Raw genomic sequence first — 25,239 nt, forward strand, 5'->3', positions numbered from 1 at the left:
AATTATCACTTTCTATCCAGTATAAACTCACTTTTTTATTGTCAATGATTGTATCAAATGCTGCTGGTTTCAACATCTCATCCTTGTGGAAGTCGGAGAATAATGTATCATTTACTATTTTCACATCGTTATGGTTACTTGGTTTTTCCTTACAAGAGTTAAACAGGAATAGATTTACAAAACCAAATAAAACAAGTACTCGCAATTCCTTCATATTCTTATTATTTACTGTATTCTAAGTTTAATTTTTTAATAAGGTTTACCTCATCGTTGCGGTACGGTGTACCATCCTTTCTAAATATATCATGAAACCATTCTAAAGGCTCTTCTCCCGATTCTATTGGCGTATCCCAAGCGTAAATGGTATTTGTTTTCCCGTTTACAAGACCCCAGTTGATAGCGCCTATATTGTATTCAGCAAGCATTGGTAAGGTATTTGAAAATCTGTTGTTACGGGTACGAGCCATATATTCGGTACATATCATTGGTCGGTCGTGAGATTTTAAGAGCTGAATAACTCTACGGTGCCACTCAGGATCCTCATAATCGTGATAAGTAATGATATCTGAATGTTGCGCCTGATATGCATTTAATTCCGTGAAACTCCAATCCCATAAACCCGCTGAAAGTGGTTGGGAAGGGTTAATCTCCCTTGCCCAGGCAAAAACATTTTTAAGAAGTGGAAGGCTTTCGGTCTTTTTACCGCTGTTACCTGGTTCATTATACAAATCCCAAAATAACACACGATCGTCATCTTTAAAAGTTCTAATGATATCCTGAACATATTTTTTAAGTTCGGTTGAAGTGGCCATCTCATTAGAAGCAGGATATCCAGGATCCTGCATCCATCCTGAATTATGAACACCAGGTTTAGGAGCACGTTGTTTGCCCATTTCAGGCTTAGCATCCCAGACATCATCAAATATTACAAAAATGGTTTTGATCTTGTGCTTTGCAGCAAGCTTCAAGTAGGTATCCACCCGATTTTTAAATCCTTTTGGATCTGCCTTGTAAGCCAGACTGTGTAAATACACCCGCATCGTATTAAACCCAATGCCTTCGGCATAACCCAGTTCTCGATCTATAGTTTCTGGATCAAAACTGTTCTCCTGCCACATTTCAAGCTGATTAATTGCAGTACTGGGAATAAAATTGGCTCCTGTGATCCAGTCATGTTTTGCATACCAGGCATCGGCTTTTTCTTTGTTCCAGCGTTCCTGTGCATTAAGGTTATTAAGAAGAGTTACCAGCAGTATCAGTATAAATGCTAATCTTTTCATGATTTTTAGTTTTGTGAGGGTATTTTTATTTTGGTATTTTCAGATAGGGGAATCCCCAAATTAGGAGTTCCGTCTTTATTCCATTTAATCTTTTGCATTCGGGGTGATCTTTTTCCCCCGCAGCCATCTCCAGGATTGGCATTCGCATGATATAAAATCCAGTCTTCCTTCCCGTCAGGAGATTTAAAAAATGAGTTGTGACCGGGTGCATACACCCCATTTTCTTCAGACTTCACAAAGAGGGGTTTGGGATGTTTTTCCCAGCCCGCAGGATCCAGAAGATCATCGCCTGTGAATTGCAACATTCCTAGTGAGTAGTAATCAGTCCAACAACCATTTGCTGAAAAAATGATGAAAAGTTTTCCGTTGTGTTCTAAATACTGAGGCCCTTCATTCACATTTACATGAGGCGGATTATTCGCATCATCTAAATCTCCTTGCTTTTCCCAGATGTTTGTAGGCTGAGAGATTAACACTCGGTTCCCCTCAAGAGTCCATGGGTTTTTCATTTTAGCGATGTAGATATTTTGTTGTCCATTTGTCTCTCCTTCCCAACCAGACCAAACCATGTATAACAGGTCTTTATATTCAAAAACATTCCCATCAATGGCCCAACGGTCAGGATATGCTGCTACTTTACCTTTAAACTCCCAACTATCACTAAAGGGATCTTTTGAAGTGTTCTGTAGTGCATACATGCGATGATTATTGTTGTCACCGTCATCTGCCGCAAAGTATATATACCAAGCTTTATTTATATAATGTATTTCCGGAGCCCAAATCTCTTTGCTGTAAGCAGTACTTTGAGGTGGAATCCAGATGATCTTGGACTCTGCTTCTCTAAGATTGGCCAGATTTCTAGTTTTCCAAAGCATTATACGGTCTCCTACCGTGTGCGTGTAATAATAATACCCATCTACAAATACACTATATGGGTCTGCCCCTGAATCTAAAACGGGATTTTGAAACGATTGTGCATATGCTGTATAACTCATACAACAAGCGATTAATCCTACAAGTAATAATTTCATTCAACTAATTTTGTGATGGTTTTTCAACTTCCATTCCTATTGCGACTGGTTCTCCAAACTCAGGTTTTCCGCTTGAATCAAAGGTGAATTTCTGCATTCTTACGGTTCTATTTACAGAACACCCCATACCGGTATTGGGATTTGCATGGTAAATAAGCCAATCTTCAGTACCATCGGGAGATTTAAAAAAGCTGTTGTGACCAGGGCCAAAAGCGTTAGCCGAAGGTTTTTTGGTAAATACCGGCTGGTCAGACTTAACCCAATCTTCAGCAACCATTGGATCTCCATTTGCTTTGAGGGTAAGCATTCCTAGTGCATAATCATCTGTACCACAAAAACTAGCTGAATAAATCATAAATTGAGTGTTAGGACCTTTAAGAACTTCAGGAGCCTCATTTACACCAAATCCATTTTGCTCCCAATTATATTCTGGTTCACTCAATAAAGTTACGTTTCCTGTAAGCGTCCACGGATTGCTCATTTCTGAAATATAGATTTTCTGAGTAAGGTTTATATTGGTTTTATCAGGTCTTCCAGACCACAGAAAATAGGTTTTACCCAAATGTTCCATAACAGTACCATCAATAGCCCAGAAATCCGCATTGGGATTGTAAATTTTCCCCTTGTCTACCCACGTTCCCTGCATAGGATCGCTATTTGAATTTTCTAGCACCCAAGTACGTTGGTTGATGTCATCACCATCCCCGGCAGTGTAATAAATATACCATTTACCTTCTAATTTAAATATTTCAGGAGCCCATACATTTCTAGAGTTAGGAGCGCCGGCTGCAGCTTTAAATACTTCTTTTGAAGTAGCTGAAGCTAAATCTTCAAGCGCTGGCGTTTCCCAAAGTCTTACTGCATTACCTACCGTATGCATATAATAATACGTATCTCCCTCTTTATAAACATAAGGATCAGCCCCTGTAACAAGCGGGTTAGTAAATGTGGTTTCCTCAACTGGATCAATGATCTCCACAGGAGGGTTATCACTTTCAGAACACGACAGTCCTGTCATAAAAAGGCTTATAAAAAACAACCGTATCCCTCTAATTATATTTTTCAGTTTTACTGTACTCATAGCTTTTTAATTTATCTCTTTCTGTTGGAAGACTTTCCGTTAGTACTTCGGGTTTTGCGTAAGATTTGGATTCAAATCGATATCCCGCTGAGGAATTGGATAATTCTCGTGTTTTCCTACTACAAAATTTTGAAATTCCGGATCTCTGGAACTCAAAGCTGGACTCAAATCTCCCCAGCGTTTTAAGTCTGCAAAACGCCATGCTTCTCCTGAGAGTTCAGTAATACGCTCGTGTTTGAGCTGCTCTAAAAACTGATCTTGATTCAAGCCAGGCATTGCACTCGTCAATGTTGCCAAGCCTGCACGTTGCCGTACGCGATCTACATATTGATAGGCTTCACCTGTTCTATTTAAACCATTTAACGCTTCAGCATACATAAGCAGCACATCGGCATAACGAATAAGTCTATAATTATTAGGAGAACGGAAACCCTCCTGATTCTTCCAATGATCATTTAATAATTTTCTAAACCACACACCATTTGCATTAGGTCCGTCACCAAATCTGCTGCTGAAACTTTGACCATAAACCTGAGTGTCATCGGGTCCCGCAGGATTAGTAAAGTTATATATGAATGAGGCTGCAAGTCTGGGGTCGCGCTCTCCATTAGTAGTGGTTTCTTCCAGAAATTCATCAATTAACCATCTTCGCGCAGCACCATCGTTAAAACCTATTCCTGGAGGAGCATAAAATTGCGCTATTGAAGTTCCAGTATTGTTTACACGGCTTTCATCAACGTCGTTATCTGTAGTTTCAGAAAGATTCTCCTGAAATTGAATTTCAAAAACAGACTCAATATTGTTTTCTGTAGAGATTAAAAAATTATCCCGGTAATTTTCAGTTAGACCATATTGGCTAGCTCCAGGACCTTCAACCAACCATTCAAAAGCACCTGCTGCTTCTGCATATTTGTTTTGCTGCAAGTATGTTTTACCTAATAAAGCGTAAGCAGCACCGCGAGTTGCTCTCCCTAAATCAATCCCAGTATAGGATACCGGTAAATCAGGTATTGCCTGTTCCAAATCTAAAGCAACCTGTGCATAGGCCTCTTCTGTTGAAGCATTTGGAGGTGTATCTAGCGGTTGTGAAGGCTCAAGCATAAGCGGTGGTCTACCGTAGTATAGTGTAAGATTGAAATAAAATAAAGCTCTTAAGAATTTTGCTTCTCCTATCAAACGTGCTTTTAATGCTTCGTCCATTTCAATAGTAGGCACGTTTGCAATCACCTGATTTGCTCGGAAAACGCCAACATATAAATTTTGCCAAGTTTCTGCTGTAAGATTTTGATTGTAATCATTTTGATTAAAACTTACTAAGTTGTTTAGGCCGATATCACCTCCAGATCCAAAACCTTCATCAGATTTTAAAGAGCCGTGGTAAAACATCCATCTTGAATAGGTAGATGCTGTTCTATAAAAAGTACTGTAGGTAGCGTTAACTCCTTTTTCTGCATCTCCTGCATTTTTCCAGAAACTGGCAATTGTAGGTGAATTAGGGTTAGGTTCATCAAAATCTCTATCGCAAGCGGTTAAACCTAATAATAGCACGAGTGATATTTTATAAATAGTTTTCATAATCGTTATGCTTTAAAGCGATTTATAATTAAAATCCTATGTTAAGACCAAGAGAGAAAATACGTGATGATGGATAGTTTCCTGCATCAACTCCGGGTTCTAAATTGATATTAGCACCAATCACATCAGGGTCTAATCCTGAATAACTGGTTAAGGTTAACAGGTTTTGTCCGCTTAGTGAAAGACGGGCATTGTTAATCCCGTAGTTATTAAGAAATTTGCTAGGTAAATTGTAACCAAATTCTACATTACGTACTCTAACATAAGTTCCATCTTCAATCCAACGGTCTGTATTACCTCTTGAGTTAGATATAATACCGCGATCTGCTGGTTCTCCCCCATAAGCATAAGCGACACCCAGTCTCGGATCTGAAGTATTGGTGTTATCTGTACGCCAAGGATTAATTCCTCTTCTGTAATTTGAATATCCATAACTATCCAGATCACGTCTTACATCGTTGTAAAGATCCCCTCCAAAAGAACCGTAAAATTGTATGCTAAAATTGAAATTTTTATATGCTGAATTAAACTGCAAACCGGCTGTAAAGTCTGGCCAAGGTGATCCTACGTACAATCGGTCTTTATCATTAATGTCATCATTTGTGCCATCGTCAGTAACATTTACATATCTAATATCTCCAGGTTGAGCGTAAGCCGCCTGTGCCTGATGATCATCAATTTCCTGTTGATTTTGAAAAATTCCATCTGTTTTGAGTACGTAGTACTCACCAATAGAACGACCCACTTGTGAGCGTGTGTTACCTACTTGAATATAATCACGTGGCAAACCGGTTTCCTCATCAATACCAAGATTACCTAAAGCCAGAATTTTATTTCTGATAAAACTGATGTTTCCGGCAATATCCCAGCTAAATTCTCCAGTTGACCGTGGTCTGTAATTGAGATCAAGTTCCAAACCTTTATTTTCAATAGAGCCAATATTTACAATTGGATCCCCTTGTAAATTACCTAAATAGGAAGGCAAAGGCTGTGGTAAAAGCACATCATCTGAAATAGATTTATAAATATCGAATGTGATGTTGAATTGATTATTAAAAAGAGAAGCATCAAGGCCTAAATTGGTTGTTATCTTTTCTTCCCAACGCAAATCTCCAGATGCTAAACGCGCCTGAGTAGCCCCGGCAACCCCTGTTTGATTAGGACCAAATACCGCATTTGGACCTTGATTGAGAAAACCGGTATATTGGTATACTCCTAGATTTGCAGACCCTAAAACCCCATAGGATCCTCTCACCTTTAAATTGGAAATCCAAGGCACTTCAAAAAAACGTTCATTTGATATTCTCCAGGCACCTGCAACTGATGGGAAATTACCTCTTCTGAAATCTGGGGAAAAACGGGAATCTTTATCAGATCTGAATGTTAAGGTTAGTAGGTATTTCTCATCGAAGGTGTAGTTTAAACGCCCTAGATACGAATCGATCAGGTACTTGGTTAATCCTCCGGAAGCATTACGATCACCAGGTAAATTACTGGTTGAAGAAATGGTCGTAAAGTAATCGTTCCCAAACTGGGCTAAAAATAATCCGCTTCCAGAAGTGAAATCAGTCTTATAAGTTTGCTGAGTATAACCTGCCACCCCGTTGAAGCTGTGTTTGCCTAGATCATAATCAAAATTTAAAGTATGCTCAAAAAGATAACTTAAAAACTGTGAACGAGTTTCATTGACGCTGCTATTTTCTGGAGACTGGTTTTGGTACCAGGAACCTTCTTTACGAATATCTTTAGTTTTATCGAAGCTTGTCTCCAGACCGGCATTGAAACGGTACTTTAAACCTTTTATAATTCTAAAATCAACAAACGCATTTCCTAAAAGCTTAACATAATTGGCACTACTTGAGGTTATATTATTAATGGCAACCGCGTTTCTAGAAAACGTATTTACCGTATTGGTAGAACCATAGCCCCAGCCGCCCGGATTTGAATCAGAAATAAGGTCATCGCTCTGTACTGGAATAATGGGTACATTATTCCACATATCATACCAAGGGTTTCCAACTGCAAATCCCCCTGTGAATGGTGAATTATTTCTACTATTACTGATGGAAAGATTCTCCCCAAAAGTAAATCTACCGCTATCAGTTTCGGTATTGACACGGAAGGACATACGATCAAAATCTCTGCCCAGCAATGTTCCCTGGTCTTTAAAATAACCAGCAGAAATAGCATATTTATGCGTTTCACTTCCGCCTGAATATGTAGCATTCACATCTTTTACGAAACCGGTGCGCAAGGATTGATCACTCCAATCTGTATCAACACTTCCATCGTAATTAGCAACTGCAGGTTGTAAGGTATACCCGGCAGCATTATAGGCATTCGTATTTGTAATTACATATTCAGAAGCATTCATCATATCATACTTCTTAGGAACTGTAGAAACACTATAGCGTGTTGTAAGTGAAAACTTAGGTTCTCCCTGTTTACCCTTTATGGTAGTAATAATTATAACTCCGTTTGCTGCCCGTGAACCGTAAATCGCAGCTGCAGAAGCATCTTTTAAAACCTGTATACTTTCCACATCATTTGGATTGATGGTGATATTAGGATCGGCAAACATTCCGTCAATAATATAGAGCGGGCTTGCATTACCATAAAAAGTACTCAAACCTCTTATGTTTACTACAGCATTCTGACCGGGAGCTCCACCATTTCTTACATTGATACCCGGAGAAAGACCTTGTAATGCTTCGGGAACAGAGCGCTTCACTATATTCTCGGTATCCTTAGTATCTATTAGCCCCATCGCGCCGGTTAGATCTTTTTTACTTACACTCTGATAGCCAATGACCACTACCTCATCTAGAGCTGCTATATCCTCCTCAAGCTGTATATTAATTCTCGTTTGATCTTCAACGGAAACTTCGATAGTTTTAAAGCCTACATAGCTAAATACTAGGATTTCATTAGGTTTAGCCTGAATAGCATAGCTGCCATCCATGTCCGCAGCTGTTCCTTGAGATGAACCTTTGAATAAAATATTAGCAAAAGGAATAGGTTCTCCCTCGGTAGTTGTTACCGTACCCGTGATCATTGTTTCTTGCGCAATCGTTTGAGTTGCGTAAAAAACACTAAGCATCAGGAACGCAAGTGTTCTTAAATGGAAATGTAGTTTAGTTCTCATAGAATTTCATTTAGAAATTTTAGTTATGTTTTAATGCAACATATTGATGAATGGCCTAGTTAAGATTCCATTTTCAAAAAAAAGACCATTCATATTATTTTGAATAAACCTTAATTTTGAGCAACTGATTTTAGGAATAAGTTAAACTTCATAACCTTTAATTACCGATTTGTCGCATTACAAAGGAGATTATTTTAATTCAAAAAAAACCTATATCGCTGTTTCAATTTTTCGGCGAAATCGTTCAACTTTAAATTTTAGTTAAAAAAACAAAGACAATGAACTAATGTATCGAAGAATGAGACTATATGATTTGTATTGATAAAGGTTTATTAACGTGCTTTGTGCTTATGAGAATTTTTTGCTGTCTGCTTATTAATTTTTGGGTATTTCTGAGTTACAGTCAGAGCGTTTCTTTTCATCACTATCGTGTTGAAGACGGATTGTCTCATAATTCCGTTATTAGTATGCTTCAGGATCACAGAGGATTTATGTGGTTTGGTACCAAGGATGGTCTCAATAGATTTGATGGATATAATTACAAGGTTTTTCAGCATAAATCAGATGATTCTACCAGTATAGGCAGCAATTTTATACGTTGTCTGCATGAGTATGAAAATGAGATTTGGGTAGGCACTGATACCGGCCTTTTTCAATATGATGAAAATACCGAATCGTTCTCCCTTATTCAAAGTACGAAAGATCAACCCATAATTGACATAGATAATGACGATCAAGGGAATGTATGGTTTATTGCATCGGGGAATCTTCACAGATTAAAAACTGCCTCTTCAACAGAGGAAGTTTACAAGCAGGTCAATTTTTCTTTTCTTTCAAAAAGCGCATCAGGAACTATTTATGTATCAAGCTCAGATGAGATTTTCAGGTACGTAAAAGATAATAACTCCTTGCAAAAACTAGATTTAGGCTTACAAACCGATAGCCCTTTAGTAATCACTCAAATTGATGCAACTATTGCAAGGGACACTATTTACATAGGAACTAAAGATAGAGGCGCTTTAGTCTATTCTATAAGTAAGCAGCAAATCACCTCTCTTTTTTCCGAAAAAGATAAGCCCACATTTATACGGGATTTTTTACGTAAAAACAACTTTGAACTGTGGATCGCAAGTGAATCTGGGGTTTTTATCTATGACCTTAAATCCCGAACATTTCAAAAACTCAAAAAAAATTACAATAATCCCTATTCGCTTTCAGATAACGCCATTTACTGTTTAGTTCGCGATCAGGAAGATGGAGTCTGGATAGGATCCTATTTTGGAGGTGTCAACTACTACCCCAAACAATACACTCCCATCACCAGATATTTTCCGAGGGTTGGTGAAAATTCAATAAGTGGCAATGCCGTGCGTGAAATTAAAAAAGATATTTATGGTAATATGTGGATTGGTACTGAAGATGCCGGTCTTAATAAACTGAATATCGCAACTGGCATTTTTCAAAATTATACTCCTACTCGAGATGGGGGTGTACTTTCTCATTACAATATACATGGCTTATTGCCAAGAGATTCTGAGTTATGGATAGGCACCTTTGAACATGGTCTGGATGTAATGGATATTAAGAGTGGCAAGATTATAAGGCACTACGGTACAGGAGCCAATGAAGGCGGACTACGTAGTGATTTTATATTATACATTTATGAAACCCAGAATCAAGAGCTTTATATACTTACCTCACTTGGAGTTTACAAGCATCTTGAAACCACTGATTCGTTTGAAATTGTTGAAGGTTTTCCTGAAATACACCATTACACATTTTTACTGGAAGACCATAGAGGTGTATTGTGGGCTGGAACGTATTGGGACGGTCTTTACTATTACAATCCTAAAACCGGAGCAAAAGGCTTTTATAAATATGATAGTACAAATTCTAAAAGCATTAGTTCAAATGTAATAAATGGAATATTTGAAGATTCTCAGAAACGCTTATGGATAGCTACGGAAAATGGATTAAATCTTTTTAATCGGCAAACACAAGATTTTACGAGAGTAGCTAAAGAAGACGGTTTTCCCAGTAATGTCACTTATGCAATACTAGAGGATATAAATAACAATCTCTGGATAAGTACTTCAAACGGATTGGTAGCTTATAATCCTGATGACAATAATCTTACAGTTTATACAAAATCTAATGGCTTATTGAGCGATCAATTTAATTACAGCTCATTTTTTAAAGATGATTCTGGAGAGATGTACTTTGGAAGCGTAAATGGTTTGATTAGTTTTAACCCGAGTACTTTTCTGAAAAACACATTTAAGCCTCCCATCTATATAACAGATATTCAAATAAATAATGAAAATGTAGATGTTAATAGCATAGACTCTCCTCTAAATAAATCAGTCTCCTTCTCAAGGGAACTGGAGCTTACCAATAAACAATCTACCTTCAACCTCACTTTTGCCTCATTGAATTATACTTCGCCAGAAATGACTAAGTACTGGTATAAACTAGAGGGCTTAAACGATAATTGGATAAGTCTAGGCAAAAATCATGAAGTAAGTTTTACTGAATTGCCTGCTGGGAACTATATATTTAAAATAAAAGCACTCACTGGCGATGGTGTATGGAGCACTAATGATGCAGGTTTAGAAATAAACGTACTACCTCCTTTTTTCGCAAGTAAAATAGCTTATACTTTTTACAGTCTCTGTTTGGTATTTTTACTATTTCTTCTGCTTCGGTATTATCACATCTTTAATAGAGATAAAAATAATCAACGCATACAGCAATTAGAAAACGCAAAAGAAAAGGAAATTTATCAAGCAAAAATTGAATTCTTTACAAATATTGCACACGAGATTAGAACACCACTTACACTCATTAAGAGTCCGCTGGAAAAGCTTATGAAAAGCACGTATAAATCTCCAGAAATTCCTCGAAACCTAGGGATTATGGAGAAAAATACTTCACGCTTGCTCAATCTTGTAAATGAACTTTTAGATTTCAGAAAGACTGAAATGCAGCATGTTAAACTCAACTTTGTTGAGGTTTCTATAAATGAGCTTCTTGAAGAAACCTATATTCGTTTCAGTCAAATGATACAGGAAAAAGAGATTGGATTTGATCTAATTCAACCTAATGAAGCTGTAATTGCTTACGTAGATGAAGAAGCCATTAAAAAAATTCTCAGCAATCTCTTTAGCAATGCAATTAAATACTCACACAAGAAGGTTAAGATAAGCTTGACAGCTGAAGAAACCTATTTTAAAATACGCATCGAAAACGACGGCACATTAATTCCCATTGATTTGCAACAACGTATTTTTGAACCCTTTTACCGGGTACCAGGAGAGACAAAGAATATGGGTACAGGGATTGGATTGTCTCTGGCGTATTCGTTAACCCAACTACATCAGGGTAAATTGCTTTTTGAAACCACCAACAGCATGAATACTTTTATTCTACAGATGCCTGTTGACCAGCCTGATGGATTAAAATCAATTATAAGAACCAGCCCAACTAAAAAAGAGCGAACCGAATCGTATACTGAAAAATTTGAGAAAAATGCCCCTGTTATCCTTGTAGTTGAAGACAACCTAGAACTTGCTGACTTTATGTATTCTGAATTATCCCTAACCTACAACGTAATTCTCGCCTCAAATGGAGAACAGGCTTTGCAGGTGTTTACAAGGGCCGATATACAACTTGTAATAAGCGATGTTATGATGCCAGTTATGGACGGTATATCATTTTGTAAAAACCTTAAAGAAGATTCTGAAACCAATCACATCCCAATAATAATCTTAACCGCTAAAAGTGCCTTAAATGCGAAAATTGAGGGGCTTGAATCTGGTGCTGATGCCTATATTACTAAACCATTTTCAATGGATCACCTTTTAGTTCAAATTTCAAATTTACTAGAGAATAGAAAAACCATATTAGGGCATTACAGCAATACGCCTCTCGCTCATTTAAAATCCCTTTCACTGTCTCAATCTGATCAGGATTTTATTACCAAATTAGATAAAATTATTGAAGAGAACATGAAAGATCCTGACCTCAACGTAGCTTCTCTAGCTCAACTTATGAATATGAGTAGATCGACTCTATACCGGAAAATTAAAGAAATTTCTGCATTAAGTCCCAATGAACTTATAAATATAAGCCGACTGAAAAAAGCAGCATTTCTTTTAAAAGCAACCAATAAAAAGATTTTCGAGATTTCAGAGGAAGTGGGTTACCGTTCTCAAACGAGTTTTGGTCGCAACTTTCAAAAGCATTTCAAAATGAGTCCTTCCGAATTTTTAAAAAGTAATGATTCAAATTAATTTTTTTTTAAAAATTAGTGATACCTTAATTAGTTAGAAAACTCGATTTCTATTAAAAATTTCCAAAGTTTGAAAATAGGATTAAAATTCTATAAGTCATCCAAAAAAACATTTCTGAAGCCCTAAAAACACTTGCACTTCCAGATTAGTTCGAATCCCATTAAGACTGCTAAAATCCCTTCAAAAGAAAGGCTTTATGGTTTATAGAAATTCTGTAAAACCGATTAAAAGAAGCCCTTAGGAGATTATTATCTTTATTTTAATAACCTTCAGAATTAATGCGTACGTAACGTGCGGCATTTTAAAAGAAACTTCGACTAAGTTGTTTGAAATAATTTATAATTACCTTTTAAGAAGAATTATTTTAAGGGTTTACAAAAAAACATAAGGCCGAATTAGATATTAATTCAGCCTCATTCAGGAAGAGTTTAATAAAATTGATGAATTTTAAAATGAAACTTCTAAAAATATTATAATCAAGAAATCCGAAATCATTAAGACTTCAGGTTTTATAAATACGTCTGAAATAAATATAGATTAATTAAAATTGATTTTCTTTAAGATATAATCTCTATAATTAGATTGGATTCATAAAATGATTTATAGCTTCTATAGAGATATTAGGGTTAGCCCCTTCACACCCTGCAACGAGTGCACCTACAGCACAAGCATAATCTACTGCCTCTTGAGAATTACTTCCTGTAAACAATTTATAGAGTAAACTTGCTAAAAAAGAATCTCCAGATCCTACGGTATCCGAAACTTTAACCCGATAACCACTATTGTAATAAAATAAACCTTGATGATAAAGAACTGCCCCAAAAGCACCTTTGGTTACACAAATGGTATCTAAATTTGCTTTGTTTGCGATAAATTTTATGGTTTGCTCCATACCGTTAAATTTACAGTCCATAAAAGTGGCTATTTCAAACAATTCGTCGTCATTAAATTTTACAAAATTTGCTTTATCTATGAGTTCAAGCAATAAACTTTTAGTATAATGTGGAGCTCTTAAATTGACATCAAATACATTGTATTTTGCGTGTTTAATAAGACTTTTAAGCGTTTTTTCGGATGCATTATTTCTACAAGCTAAACTTCCAAATAGAAATAAATCTGATTCTGAAACTTTTTGAATATTTAAATCGGTTAGTTCTATCTCATCCCAGGCAACTGGAGCAACTATAGTGTAGGTGGCTGCGCCTTTGTCATCTAGTTTAACTAAAACTTCACTAGTAGGTAAGGTAGGGTGTGTTTGTATGGTACTGGTATCTAATCCTACATGGTTGAGGTAATCTTTAATACGAATACCTTTATTATCTGTACCAATACTACTTACCATACTTATCTGGGCTCCTAATGACTGTAACCTTAATGCTACATTAAGAGGGGCTCCGCCGATTTTTAAATGCGTAGGAAACACATCAAATAATACTTCACCAAAACTGACTACGTTCAACATATAAATTTTCTTTAAATTCAAGTTTTATTAAAAAAGTCGATTAAGGTTTTAACATCAACGTATTGTTAAACATTGTTGTCATATCATATGAAACAAATCCAAATGTATTTCCTGGCATCTCATAGATGCGATTGCTGAATGCCTTTTTCCCATCAATATAAAGCACACAAATCGTTTCATCCATGACCATTTTTATCGAATACTCTTTACCAGTTTCCAGATTAAAAGATATACTGTTTATTTCCTCTAAATTTCCACCCTGTTCATAATACGATACAATACGATTAGATGCTGGCTCCAATAAAATTTGATATGAATTGGTATTACTCCCTTTATTTTGAAATATGAAACCAGCCCTTCCAGAATTACTATCCATCTTTAAACTAGTTCTTAACATTTTTGTTCCGTAGTCTGCTTTAAAAAGATAAGTTGACGTATCACCCGAAGCATTAAGCGTATAACTATTTTCAATTACTGAAGTGCTTCCAATCGTCGAATCTAGTTCTAAAGCAGCACGCTCTAGAAATAAATTTTCTGTGGTACCCGGCAAACTATAATTTAAGGTTCGATCACTATTTTGCGTAATCTCGTGAACAACCATATTTCCTCCAAACTCTTTATTTCCATTATCATTTTCAGGAAATTTACGGGCGGTCCAACCAAAAATATATCTGTTATTTCCATCTGTTTCTGTTTTAGCAGCATAATAATATCTCCCATCTAAGAGATCATTATCAGGTGTCTCCCAGGGGCCATAAGGGCTGGAGGCCATTCGGTAATGGGTAGCTTTATCTTTCCAGTTTTCTGAAAAAATCAAATACCATGTACCATTCATTTTGAACATATCGGGACATTCCATCATTAAATAATTTTCTTCATTAGAAGTAATATATAATGGATTGTTCTGAAGTTTCCAGTCGTTATTTTCAGGATTGTTTGACGTATATACTAATATAACAGCCTTTCTAGAATCATTAAATTGTGTGCATACCAGCATCCAGTATTCATTAGTATCTTCATTAAAAAATACTTCCGGATCACGAAATTCAAAGTCGTAATAATTTTCTGAGGCAGTAATTCTAAATTCTTCATCTTTTTCCCAATTCTCAAGATCGCTGCTTTTTGCTAATAAGATACTCTCTCGAGGGTTACTTTGAAGAAAGGATGATTTATCATTAAAACCAGTGTAATAGAAGTAGTACGTGTCTCCCACTTTTATAGTAGAACCTGTACCTATCGCAAAATCGGGCTCAGTAGCTTTCCCATAAGGTATTTGCTCACCTTCATATGAAAATGCACTTACATTTTCACTTACAAATTTGTGGATAGGGTGAAAACCCTTTCCTTCAGGTTTAAAGGCTGCATCATGTAAAAAGAAGGAGTGAAACAAACCATTATCATAAAAAGGCATTACATCTGCAGTAAAACCTGTAGTAAGATAAGGATCAGTTTCACCTCCCCAACCACTGGTTGGGGCAGGATAAACATTAAGATTTTTCTCATCTAAAAGCTTTTGATCGTTACTAATTTCTATATCATCTTCGCTACTACAAGCGACGAGAAATATAATAAGGAAGCATTTGATACAATATTTAAAAGTTTTCATACTTATTGTGTTAGATAGTCTAAACTATTTTTGGTGAGTAGCTGAATGTTTCCAATGAACCCATTAGATTCACTAGGGTCGCCATTTGCATTATTCTCATTGTACCAGTCATATGCTCCTAAAGAAATAACTACAACATTTCCTTGGCTATCACTACCTGGGAATTCTGCAATAGCCACACGAAAGTCGAGAGAGTCATCAAAATCTTCGCTGGCTAGATTGATACCTCCTGTTGCATTTCTCCAGTTTTCTGAGTTATCGTAGCCACCAAAATCTGGTAAAAACCACCAGGAAACGTGATTTTGTCTAAAAGTGCCACTTTCTAATAAATAAGATTTTCCTTGTGTAAAGGTCTCTAAGCCTTGAAAAATGGGATGGTCTTCCTTACCTACATAAGAAATTCCCCAGTTGTTATCTGCTATAAATCCATTTGTTCCAAAATCTCCAAAAACGTTATTTGGTCCTTCTCCACCAGGAACAATACCTAGAGCTTCTACATATTGAGTAGCAAATGTGGTGAGCAATAATTTTCCTCCGTTATTACGGAAGTCTTTAAACGCATTGATGACTCCGTTGTTAAAAGCAATTTGAGGTAGTTCAATTGCAGCGTCATAATGCCACCATAAAACATCAAATTCTGCAAGATCTTTATTTGCAATATTTTGAAGAGAAATATATTCTACTTGAGAATATGTACTAAACAGCCAATCTGAAGCAGCAACCTCATCAAGATCTACTATAGCTTCACGAGTTGCAGCTGTACCTATAAAGCCTATTTTTGTCCCTGTACTTTGCTGACTAACATTTACGGTATACTCGGTACTAAAACCACCAATACTTACTGTATAAACTACAGGTTCTGAAAAATCTTGTGCCACTTCTGAAACAGGTGAAATGGAAACCCCTTCTGATACTTCAATTTGAGGAATTAAGTTAGTAATGTCTGCTTCCGGTTCAACCGTAAGTTTTACCGTTTGATTATTGTCATTTATAGTAGCCGAAATTCCATTAATGCTAAACTTTAAAATGGGTTTATTAACAGTAACATTTACTTTATAGCTTTTGTACAAATTGCCATTATTCAACAAGTATTCAACTTCATTTGTAAAATCTGTAGGCGTATTAGGATCTGGAACTATTGTTGCGCCTTCTGGGATACCTACTTCCGGGGTAAGCGCAGTGATCTCTGTATTGTAAGGTAAAGCTACTCGCACAGCGCCAGTGCCCTCATTTATCGTCGCGGCAACACCATTTATACTGAAAGTAGATAGACTAACCGATTTATCAATTTCAAAGGCTGATGAATCATCATTGCTTTCGCAGGATAGCATAACAGAAACTGCTATGAAAAGCCCCAGAACTCCGCTGAGGAATTTTGCCGTAATATTTTTTTTAAATTTCATGACTATAATGGTTTTATTAATTATTCTAAATAGGATTTATTGATTTTTATTTCTTCCATATCGAAGAAAGTGTCCAGGCCTTAAAATTTTTCAAAGCAATTTTATCTTCTTCTGAAAAAAAACTTATTCCCGTTTGATTACTTTCAGGAAAAACAAGCGCGCTCAGCACCTGCTCTCCGTCATTTATAAAAATTTCTACAGATGATTGATCTACATAGACATGAAGTCTTAACTCATTATGATCAGGAAAAATGACTGTATTCATAATAGACTCAAACTTTTCACTAAAGGGTTTACCATCGACGTAATGTGTACTATTTGTACGGTCAACACTAAAGGAATGTGTTGTAGGATTATAGGAAAGCACTAACTTTTTAGAGGTTGATTCAAATAAGTTAATTCCAAATTTTCCTTCTTGTTTTGTGTCAAAAACAGCTTCAAACTCGTATATATTTTTATCTGGTTTAAATGCTTCGATTGAAGAAAACTCTGTTGTTCGTAATTTTTGTAAAGCAGGAATGGGTTTTTGATAAATACGGTTGTTTTTGATATATAATTCTCTCGGTATCGATTCAAAACCTTTACCCCAAGATGTAGGCACTTTGCCGGTATAATCCCAATTGCCCAACCACCCGAGCATAAGGGTACGATCTAATTTATCATCATAGTCCCTCCAAGTTCTAGCAGCATAAAAATCTGTCCCATAGTCCAACCACAGCGCATGTTCTAAGGCTGTATTCCGCAAGCCATCAGAAAACATAATATGATCAACTGCAATATAGAGCGAGTCTTCAAGGGCGGGTTTTACTGCCAATTGTAATTGGGCCGTTTTACCTATATACGTACTCACATCCCAGCCTTTCCATTTAAAAACCTTGCTGCCTGTACCTGAAGTTTCCTTAACTACATTACCATCGATAATCAACTGAAAGTTTGCAACAGCAAGGCTATCAACCCCTGCAATCAAAAAATTTATCGCGGGTTCTGTAATTTTAAAATCTGCTGAACGTATTTTTTGCGCTTGCTTAATTTCATTTAAGTTTTCAGAAGAAAGAAACATATCCCCTAGACTGCCTTTATTTTCATTCTCTTTTAAAGAGAATGAATTGTTTTTAACATCCCAATTTTCAAGGTTTTTAGTTTCAAAATCTTCAAAAACAGTTCCTTTAAGACCAATACCTTGTTTTAAATAATGGCTGGTTTCTGATGAAGGGGTGAAGGTTGTCCCATCAAAATCACCAAGAAAATACTGAACCCTGTTAGGACCTCTACCAATAAACATTACCCATTGATCTCTATCATTTTCATCTTTTAGCTTAATGAGATCTGGACATTCCCAGAAAGAATTTTGCGCTCCAAAGCCTGAAAACTCACTAAGAAACTCCCAGTCTTTTAGATTATCAGACTCATATATATTTATTTTTTGAACATCGGGTAAGGACACCACCATTATCCACTTATTTTTCTCTGCGTACCAAAACACCTGCGGATCTCTAAAAAATACTTTGCCAATATCAAGCACCGGATTTTGTTCATAATAATCAAAGAATTGGCCATCCTTGCTTATTGAAATAGCCTGTGTTTCAGGCAAGCTATCACCAGGAAAATGTTTAGTATAAAAAGCAACCATTCGTTCTTTTCCAAAACCGGCCGTATTGTCTTTATCAATCGCAACAGAACCTGAAAAATAAGTGAAATCGCCATTGCCACCCCGCATAGGTCTTGGTTGTTCTTCCCAGTAAACCAGGTCTTTAGATGTGGCGTGTCCCCACCAAAACAAATGATAAGTATCTTTGTAATGTACAAGCCCGTCTGGATCTCCAATCCATCCTTCTTTAGGACTGAAATGGAATTGAGGTCTGTATTCCTCATTATATTGTCCATACCCCTTACCGGCTATTAAAAGCAAACCGAAGCAAAAACAATATATGTAGTTGAAAAAATTCATTTCGTTTTTTGACCGTTTAATTAATATCCAGGATTTTGAACATATTTGTTTTCACTGAAAAAAATCTGGTTTTGGGGGATAGGTAAATATTCGTGGGTGCCAATAGCGAAACTTGCACTTTGTAAGTGGGCCCTACGGGTTTGCTCTATAGAAAAATATTGGTTTAATACAGGCCCAGCGACTCCCCAACGTACAAGATCAAAAAAACGATGACCTTCTAGAGATAATTCCATACGACGTTCAAAGCGCAAGGCCTTCCTAGCATTTGCTTGCGTCCATTCTATATTAACTCCAGGTTGGTAAGGTTCTAACTCATAATTTGCCAAGGCTATACCATCTGCATTAACCAGTCTCGTGGTACTTGATGCCGCTCGTTCTCTTAGAGCATTTATTAATGACAATGCCTGATCTTGTTGACCTAATTCGATCAGTGCTTCTGCTTTAAAGAGCATTACATCTGCATATCGTAATATCACACGTGTTTTTGTATTCCCATAAAAAGGATCAACGTTAGTAAATCCAGGATCATCTGGTGAAACATTTTCCTTTAGTGAATTGAAAGTCCCATAAATTTGAGGGGCTCTGCTCCAATTCTCTTCAACAATAAGATCAGTTTGATATTTCCAGGGATTTCCTGGTCTTGATACGGTGTGGTCTAATCTCGGATCTACTGTATTATTAGCAAAATCTACATTATTTTGGTTGAAAGTATCAAATAATGGTAATCCATTTTCATCGGTTCTAAATGCATTGACCAAATTCTGCGATGGTTTTTGAAAATCACAGCATCCTATGCCTTGCGGTACAGTAAGCATATCTCCAAAATTGAGTCTGCCGTTTGTGGTACCGTCATCTTTAGAGAATTGAACCGCAAAAACAGATTCAACACCATTCTCAAATGGGCCAGGTAAAAAATTGTTTGCATAATCACTTTGTAAAGCGTGATCTGATGCTAAAACTTTGTCTGCAGCAGCAATCACCTCCTGTAAATGTGCTGTATTTATACCAGTAACCTGGTGTGTTTCTCCTTTTTCATACGCTTGATATAATCTTGTTTTGGCGAGATAAGCAAAAGCTGCAATCTGATCTGCCCTCCCTACTTGTGACTGCACCTGGGGCAATACTTCTGAAGCAAACTCAAAGTCGCTTGCGATTTTCTCCCACAATTCATCACTTGTAAACTCTACATTTGTAACGTCTTTATAAGTAGCAGGATCTGTGTTTTCATCTAAATATGGAATTCTATTGAATAGCTTTTTAAGCTCAAAATAAAAGTGGCCGCGAATGAAACGTAGTTCTCCTATTCTGGTCTGCTTCGCAGGATAATCGTCATCTGTAAAGTTTTCCATTATACGCAGACCTTCATTTGCCCGACGCACACCTACATATAGGTGAAACCAGAGCTCATCAAAAAAACTAATGTTTGGAGTAAGGTTTGTAAAGGTTTCGGTGAAATGAAAATGCTGGCCGTCACCCGGATCACGCCCCCCTTTATAAGCATCATCTGAACGCACGTTTCCGTAAGGCCAGAGACTAAAAGGTCTATTTATCTCGTCATTACCCAACTCTGAGTATGCTGCAATAACAAAACGCTCGGCATCTTGTGGTGTACTTATCTGGTCTTCGCTCAGGATCGCTTTAGGATCTAAATCCAATTCGTCATTGCAAGAACTGAACATTAAAAAGCCGAAACTGATAAAAATGAATATCTTCTTCATAATTAGTTTATCTTTTACATTAAAATTTTAGATTGAAACCTGTTTTTACCAATAGTGGGTTAGGGTATCCAAACCCAGGATTTTCTGGATCTATGCCCGTAAATGATTTACTTTTTAATAAAATCCCCAGATTATCGCCACCTATGTAAATCCGCATAGATTTCATACCCCATTTTTTGATCAAATCTTCTTCGAAAGAATACCCTAACTGCGCATTTCTAACCTTTAGATAAGAACCGTTTTCAACAAAATAGGTAGAAAATCTACTTTCGAAATTACTGTCGGTAAGTGATATTGCCGGAATTGAGGAATTTGTATTAGTCGGTGAGTAAGCATCTAATAAACGTGTTGCTTTATTTGATCCTGTTTCTGAAACACTCCAAAAATCTGTAGAATACTTAAAATCATTAATCACATCGATACCAGATACACCTTGCAATAGGAAGGATAAATCAAAGTTCTTATAAGATACATTAGCATTAAAACCATATGTGAAATCAGGGTGAGGAGCTCCTATCCAAGTTTGATCATCCGCATTAACAACGCCATCTCCATTAAGATCACTATAACGAATTCTTCCTATATCTTTTCCGGGTTGATCGGCGTGTTGTACTACTTCTTCTTCTGAACGGAATAATCCATCGGCAACATAACCGTAAAATGAATTTACTGGACGGCCTAGGATATTTTGGTCTGCACCATTACCGCCATAAGCATTAACAACCTCACTCGGTAGCTTTGTAATTTTATTTTTGTAAAGACTTATATTAGCATTTAAATCAACCTGAAGTTCATTTGAAAAACTACTACGCTTACCAAGGCTTAATTCAAAACCTTTGTTTTCCATTGAAGCTCCATTAATAAATTGATTTCCCCCTTCACCTAATGTTGCGATGTAGGGTGGTAAAATCAAAATGTCTGAGGTTTCTTTAATATAGTATTCAGCGCTTCCGTAAACTTTTTGATTAAACAATTCAAAATCAAGACCAAAATTACTCATCATACTTTCCTCCCATTTTAAATTGGGATTCGCATTTTGAATTAATTTATAGCCAGAAGGAAGGTTACCCGTTTTACTGCCGTCTATATCATAGGCTGTAGTGGGATAGTCAGTGACATAAACATTAAAAATGGCATTATTATCAATCTCTTGATTTCCTGTAATACCAAAACCATATCTAAACTTAAGTTCATTTATAAACGAAACATTGTCTTTAAAAAACTCTTCTTCACTTATTCTCCACCCTAAAGAGAACGCAGGAAAGGTTCCAAAACGATTGTTTTCTCCAAAACGGGAAGATCCATCATAGCGCAACGTTCCCGTAACCAAATAGCGATCTAACAAAGAATAGTTAACCTTACCAAAATAGGACATCAATATATTTTCAGCGCCAAACCCGCTGTTATTTTTAATTCCTGTACCGGCATCTAAATAGGTGTAATCCTCGTCCTCTATTACAAAGTCTTCTCTTGAGGCCGTAAATGAATTTGTATTTGCCCAGAAATATTCAGTACCAACCAATACGCTTAGCTCGTGAACGTCATTAAAGGTCTTGTTATAATTTAAAGTGTTAGACCAGGTCATCTTAAAGTCATGTGTCTGTGATGACTCCAGCCTATTTACTGGATTATTTAGATATCCTGACTCATATCTTTTTCTAAGTCTTCTCGCAGTGAAGTCACCATAATCAAGCCCTAAATTTGTTCTAAATTTTAAACTTTTTGTCAAATTAGCTTCTACATAAAAGCTTCCGAATAAACGTAAGAAGTCATAGTCATTTTGCTTGTTATCTTCTAGTAATCTAACTGGATTTTGACGATCGTTCATCCCAGCTACAGGACCACCCCAACCCGTTCCGTCAAAGGTGCGTACAGGAATTATTGGAAGTGCTTGTAAAGCAGCATTTATAGGCGCACCTTCCACTTCACTGGTTTTTGTAATGCTTAGATTCTCACCAATAACTACTCTATCGTTAAACAGTTTATAATCTGCATTAAGACGAAGTGAAAACCGGTCAAATTTTGACGTTTTTATTATGCCTTCATTTTTAAAAAAACCAAAGGAGGTATAGTAATTACCCTTTTCAGTACCGTTAGAAAGAGAGACATTGTAATCCTGAATAACACCTACCCTTGAAATTTCTTCAAACCAATTAGTATTCGACGATCGCAATGTTTGTTGTTGATCTAGAAATTCAGGAATTAATACTTTGTTTAATTCAGGAGCTCCTGTTTCTTGATTAACTCCCCAGTCAAAACGGTATTTTATACTATTTGTATTAGGATCTATTCCTGCATTTACATTAGCCTGCCACAATGCTCTTCCGTATTCTTGAGTATCCATCATTTCTGTGATACTGGTATAACTTGAAATTGAAGTTTGTGCATTTACACTAAGCACAACCTCTCCTAATTTCCCTTCTTTTGTTGTAATGATGATAACTCCGTTCGCTGCTCTTGAACCGTAAATACTCGCTGCTGAAGCGTCTTTTAAAACCTGTAATGATGCTATATCATTAGGGTTAAGTTCGTGTAGACCAGCTTTTGTGGGCACACCATCTATTATGTATAGGGGATCATTATTATTAAGTGTTCCCACTCCTCTAATTCTAATCGTAGTAGGCGAACTGGGTGATCCATTACTGGCTATATCCATCCCTGCAATACGCCCTTTAAGACCGGCAATAGGGCTTGCTGCAGATTGCTTATTCATTTCTTCGACATCGGCAACTGAAACTGCTCCGGTAATATCACGTTTGCGTTGTGTTTGATAGCCGGTAACAATAACACTCTCTAATGCTTGTGCATCATTAGCTAGAGAGATATTAATACTACTTCTTGTACCTACAACTTCACTAACTGTTTTGTATCCTAAGAAAGAGAATACGAGTGTATCTGTTGAAGTAGCAGTTATAGTGAAGATTCCGTCAAAATCACTAACAGCGCCTCTGTTGGTGTTTTTCACTAGCACGTTTACACCTGGTATCGGAGTGTTAGTTTCTGCATCTGTAATTGTTCCCGTAATGGTCTGCTGCGCAAATAATGTAACGGGAAAAAATAATAAAAGTAAAAGTCTAAATCTCATCTTGATTACTGTTTAAATTCTAGTTGGTCTATAGTCAAATTTTCAATCAAAAGCCCTTCATCCAGACCTGTAATAATTAAGTCTTTATAAGGTTCCTTTGGAAAAAATATCTCTGTCATTACCGTCTCACCTTTGTCATAAAATAGTTCAATGGATGTTTTATCTAGCAATAGTTCTACTTGGATTTCTCCAGAAGTTGATATTCTTGGAGCTACACTTTTTATATCGGCAAAACTTTTATTAAAGTCAACAATCCCCGATTTTTTTCGATCTATAAAAAAAGATCTTTTAGCGGCTTCATATCCAAATTTCAGAGAATCCCCGACCTTATTTTTTAATACAAATGTGAAATTCTTATTTGCATCAGGAAGGTTAAAACTTATGCGTGCTTTTGATAAATCAATCTTATTTTCATCTAAAAGAGATTCGCCATTTTTGAACGTTCTTTTTTCCCAGGATAAATCTGTCTCACCATAATGCGCTTCAAATTCCTTTACAGGATTTGAATACAAACGATATGTATTAGCTACCTTTTCTAAGGTTAATTCTCTGGGAATTGTCATAGTACTGCGCCATTTTTCGGTAGGGACTTTATTTGCATATTGCCAGTTAGACATCCAGCCCATAAAAATCTTTCTACCGTCAGAAGCTGGAGTGTTTGAAAATGTCACACCTGCATAATTATCTTTGCCCAGATCTACCCAGAAGTTGTGATCTTCTTGCATTGCAAGTTTAAAAGCAGGGTCAACACTAAATTTTTTACCATCAAAATCACCTACAAAATATTGTGTTGCACTACCACCATTAGGACCTCCGGGGTTTATACTTACAAGTAAGACCCACTTAACTTCCTCACTATCTTCAACCTGAAACGGTATAAGTTCTGGACATTCCCATACTCCGTTATGATTACCTATACCTTCCCCAAAAGAACTTAAAAAGGTCCATTCTTTTAAATTAGAAGATTCAAAAAATTGGGTTTCCTGACCAGCAGCTAAAACCATCACCCATTTATCACGAAATGAATCCCAAGTTATTTTAGGATCTCTGAAGTCTTTAATTCCGGTATTTTTTATAACAGGATTACCTTCATACTTGGTCCACGTAAGCCCTTCATCTTGAGAATAAGCAATACCTTGAGTTTGGTATGTATTCGTATTTTCTTTTTCACCTACAGGGTCGTGATAGGTATACATAGCAACTACTACAGGTTTACCCTCTTTGGCAAAACCAGAGTCGTTATTGTAATCAACAACAGCACTTCCAGAAAATATATAACCTAATGAATCTGGATATAGTGCAATAGGCTGTTCTTTCCAATTTACTAGATCTAAACTGGTGGCGTGACCCCAATGCATAGGACCCCAGGTATTGCCATCTGGATAATGCTGAAAATATAGGTGGTAATAGCCGTTGAGGTAAAACATACCGTTAGGATCATTCATCCAGTTATTTTCTGGAGTAAAATGATAGTTAGGTCTGTAAAGTTCTTCTTCATTTAGAACAGTTTTGACAGCATCTTGATTATCATCTTTTTTCACTTTATTCTGGCAAGAAAAAAGCAATAAACCCAATACAGGAAGAATTTTTAGAGTAGTAGAATAGTTCATATT

13 protein-coding genes and 1 pseudogene are annotated in these 25,239 nt (G+C 36.5%); 1 reads left to right on the forward strand and 13 read right to left on the reverse strand.

Features of this window, described 5'->3' with window-relative positions:
• The 6 genes and pseudogenes from DSM00_RS09695 to DSM00_RS09720 all read right to left on the reverse strand — a co-directional run.
• A pseudogene (locus tag DSM00_RS09695) lies at nucleotides 1-214 on the reverse strand (galactose-1-epimerase); the annotation flags it as partial.
• A 7-nt stretch (nucleotides 215-221) separates the two neighbouring features.
• Nucleotides 222-1,280, reverse strand: a complete 1,059-nt coding sequence (locus DSM00_RS09700; RefSeq protein WP_128757819.1) for a cellulase family glycosylhydrolase — start codon at nucleotides 1,278-1,280, stop codon at nucleotides 222-224.
• A gap of 5 nt (nucleotides 1,281-1,285) precedes the next feature.
• On the reverse strand, nucleotides 1,286-2,311 hold the full coding sequence (locus DSM00_RS09705; protein WP_128757820.1) for a glycoside hydrolase family 43 protein: 1,026 nt from the start codon (nucleotides 2,309-2,311) through the stop codon (nucleotides 1,286-1,288).
• A 4-nt stretch (nucleotides 2,312-2,315) separates the two neighbouring features.
• A complete protein-coding gene (locus DSM00_RS09710) occupies nucleotides 2,316-3,392 on the reverse strand; it encodes a glycoside hydrolase family 43 protein (RefSeq protein ID WP_241652387.1) in 1,077 nt (358 codons plus the stop codon).
• Between the two features lie 39 nt (nucleotides 3,393-3,431).
• Nucleotides 3,432-4,967 (reverse strand): RagB/SusD family nutrient uptake outer membrane protein, encoded by a 1,536-nt coding sequence (locus tag DSM00_RS09715; protein ID WP_128757821.1) that lies wholly within the window; start codon nucleotides 4,965-4,967, stop codon nucleotides 3,432-3,434.
• Nucleotides 4,968-4,995: 28 nt separating this feature from the next.
• Nucleotides 4,996-8,112 (reverse strand): SusC/RagA family TonB-linked outer membrane protein, encoded by a 3,117-nt coding sequence (locus tag DSM00_RS09720; protein WP_241652388.1) that lies wholly within the window; start codon nucleotides 8,110-8,112, stop codon nucleotides 4,996-4,998.
• 350 nt (nucleotides 8,113-8,462) lie between these two features.
• Here DSM00_RS09720 and DSM00_RS09725 point away from each other — a divergent pair, with 350 nt between their 5' ends.
• Nucleotides 8,463-12,404 (forward strand): hybrid sensor histidine kinase/response regulator transcription factor, encoded by a 3,942-nt coding sequence (locus tag DSM00_RS09725; RefSeq protein ID WP_128757822.1) that lies wholly within the window; start codon nucleotides 8,463-8,465, stop codon nucleotides 12,402-12,404.
• A 577-nt stretch (nucleotides 12,405-12,981) separates the two neighbouring features.
• On the opposite strand, the gene DSM00_RS09730 is transcribed toward DSM00_RS09725, so the two are convergent.
• Genes DSM00_RS09730 through DSM00_RS09760 form a run of 7 tightly spaced genes read right to left on the reverse strand, consistent with a single transcriptional unit; the run spans nucleotide 12,982 to nucleotide 25,236 of the window.
• On the reverse strand, nucleotides 12,982-13,866 hold the full coding sequence (locus DSM00_RS09730) for a carbohydrate kinase family protein (RefSeq protein WP_128757823.1): 885 nt from the start codon (nucleotides 13,864-13,866) through the stop codon (nucleotides 12,982-12,984).
• A 40-nt stretch (nucleotides 13,867-13,906) separates the two neighbouring features.
• Nucleotides 13,907-15,472 carry a glycoside hydrolase family 32 protein gene (locus tag DSM00_RS09735; RefSeq protein WP_128757824.1) on the reverse strand — a complete coding sequence of 522 codons (1,566 nt, stop codon included), beginning with the start codon at nucleotides 15,470-15,472 and terminating at the stop codon, nucleotides 13,907-13,909.
• 2 nt (nucleotides 15,473-15,474) lie between these two features.
• Entirely contained in the window at nucleotides 15,475-16,875 is a 1,401-nt protein-coding gene (locus DSM00_RS09740; RefSeq protein ID WP_128757825.1) for a DUF4960 domain-containing protein, read from the reverse strand.
• Nucleotides 16,876-16,921: 46 nt separating this feature from the next.
• On the reverse strand, nucleotides 16,922-18,823 hold the full coding sequence (locus DSM00_RS09745; protein ID WP_128757826.1) for a glycoside hydrolase family 32 protein: 1,902 nt from the start codon (nucleotides 18,821-18,823) through the stop codon (nucleotides 16,922-16,924).
• Nucleotides 18,824-18,843: 20 nt separating this feature from the next.
• The gene (locus DSM00_RS09750) at nucleotides 18,844-20,541 is read right to left on the reverse strand and encodes a RagB/SusD family nutrient uptake outer membrane protein (protein WP_128757827.1); all 1,698 of its coding nucleotides are present in this window, start codon (nucleotides 20,539-20,541) and stop codon (nucleotides 18,844-18,846) included.
• 19 nt (nucleotides 20,542-20,560) lie between these two features.
• Entirely contained in the window at nucleotides 20,561-23,626 is a 3,066-nt protein-coding gene (locus tag DSM00_RS09755) for a SusC/RagA family TonB-linked outer membrane protein (protein ID WP_128757828.1), read from the reverse strand.
• Nucleotides 23,627-23,631: 5 nt separating this feature from the next.
• Entirely contained in the window at nucleotides 23,632-25,236 is a 1,605-nt protein-coding gene (locus DSM00_RS09760; protein WP_128757829.1) for a glycoside hydrolase family 32 protein, read from the reverse strand.
• Nucleotides 25,237-25,239: the final 3 nt, after the last annotated feature.

Source organism: Leeuwenhoekiella aequorea, assembly GCF_004104375.1.
Classification (GTDB): domain Bacteria; phylum Bacteroidota; class Bacteroidia; order Flavobacteriales; family Flavobacteriaceae; genus Leeuwenhoekiella; species Leeuwenhoekiella aequorea.

What these genes read in the sequence shown, in the direction of transcription:
- DSM00_RS09700 (WP_128757819.1), bottom strand. Translation starts at nt 1,280, where the DNA reads ATGAAAAGATTAGCATTTATACTGATACTGCTGGTAACTCTTCTTAAT.
- DSM00_RS09705 (WP_128757820.1), bottom strand. Translation starts at nt 2,311, where the DNA reads ATGAAATTATTACTTGTAGGATTAATCGCTTGTTGTATGAGTTATACA.
- DSM00_RS09710 (WP_241652387.1), bottom strand. Translation starts at nt 3,392, where the DNA reads ATGAGTACAGTAAAACTGAAAAATATAATTAGAGGGATACGGTTGTTT.
- DSM00_RS09715 (WP_128757821.1), bottom strand. Translation starts at nt 4,967, where the DNA reads ATGAAAACTATTTATAAAATATCACTCGTGCTATTATTAGGTTTAACC.
- DSM00_RS09720 (WP_241652388.1), bottom strand. Translation starts at nt 8,112, where the DNA reads ATGAGAACTAAACTACATTTCCATTTAAGAACACTTGCGTTCCTGATG.
- DSM00_RS09725 (WP_128757822.1), top strand. Translation starts at nt 8,463, where the DNA reads ATGAGAATTTTTTGCTGTCTGCTTATTAATTTTTGGGTATTTCTGAGT.
- DSM00_RS09730 (WP_128757823.1), bottom strand. Translation starts at nt 13,866, where the DNA reads ATGTTGAACGTAGTCAGTTTTGGTGAAGTATTATTTGATGTGTTTCCT.
- DSM00_RS09735 (WP_128757824.1), bottom strand. Translation starts at nt 15,472, where the DNA reads ATGAAAACTTTTAAATATTGTATCAAATGCTTCCTTATTATATTTCTC.
- DSM00_RS09740 (WP_128757825.1), bottom strand. Translation starts at nt 16,875, where the DNA reads ATGAAATTTAAAAAAAATATTACGGCAAAATTCCTCAGCGGAGTTCTG.
- DSM00_RS09745 (WP_128757826.1), bottom strand. Translation starts at nt 18,823, where the DNA reads ATGAATTTTTTCAACTACATATATTGTTTTTGCTTCGGTTTGCTTTTA.
- DSM00_RS09750 (WP_128757827.1), bottom strand. Translation starts at nt 20,541, where the DNA reads ATGAAGAAGATATTCATTTTTATCAGTTTCGGCTTTTTAATGTTCAGT.
- DSM00_RS09755 (WP_128757828.1), bottom strand. Translation starts at nt 23,626, where the DNA reads ATGAGATTTAGACTTTTACTTTTATTATTTTTTCCCGTTACATTATTT.
- DSM00_RS09760 (WP_128757829.1), bottom strand. Translation starts at nt 25,236, where the DNA reads ATGAACTATTCTACTACTCTAAAAATTCTTCCTGTATTGGGTTTATTG.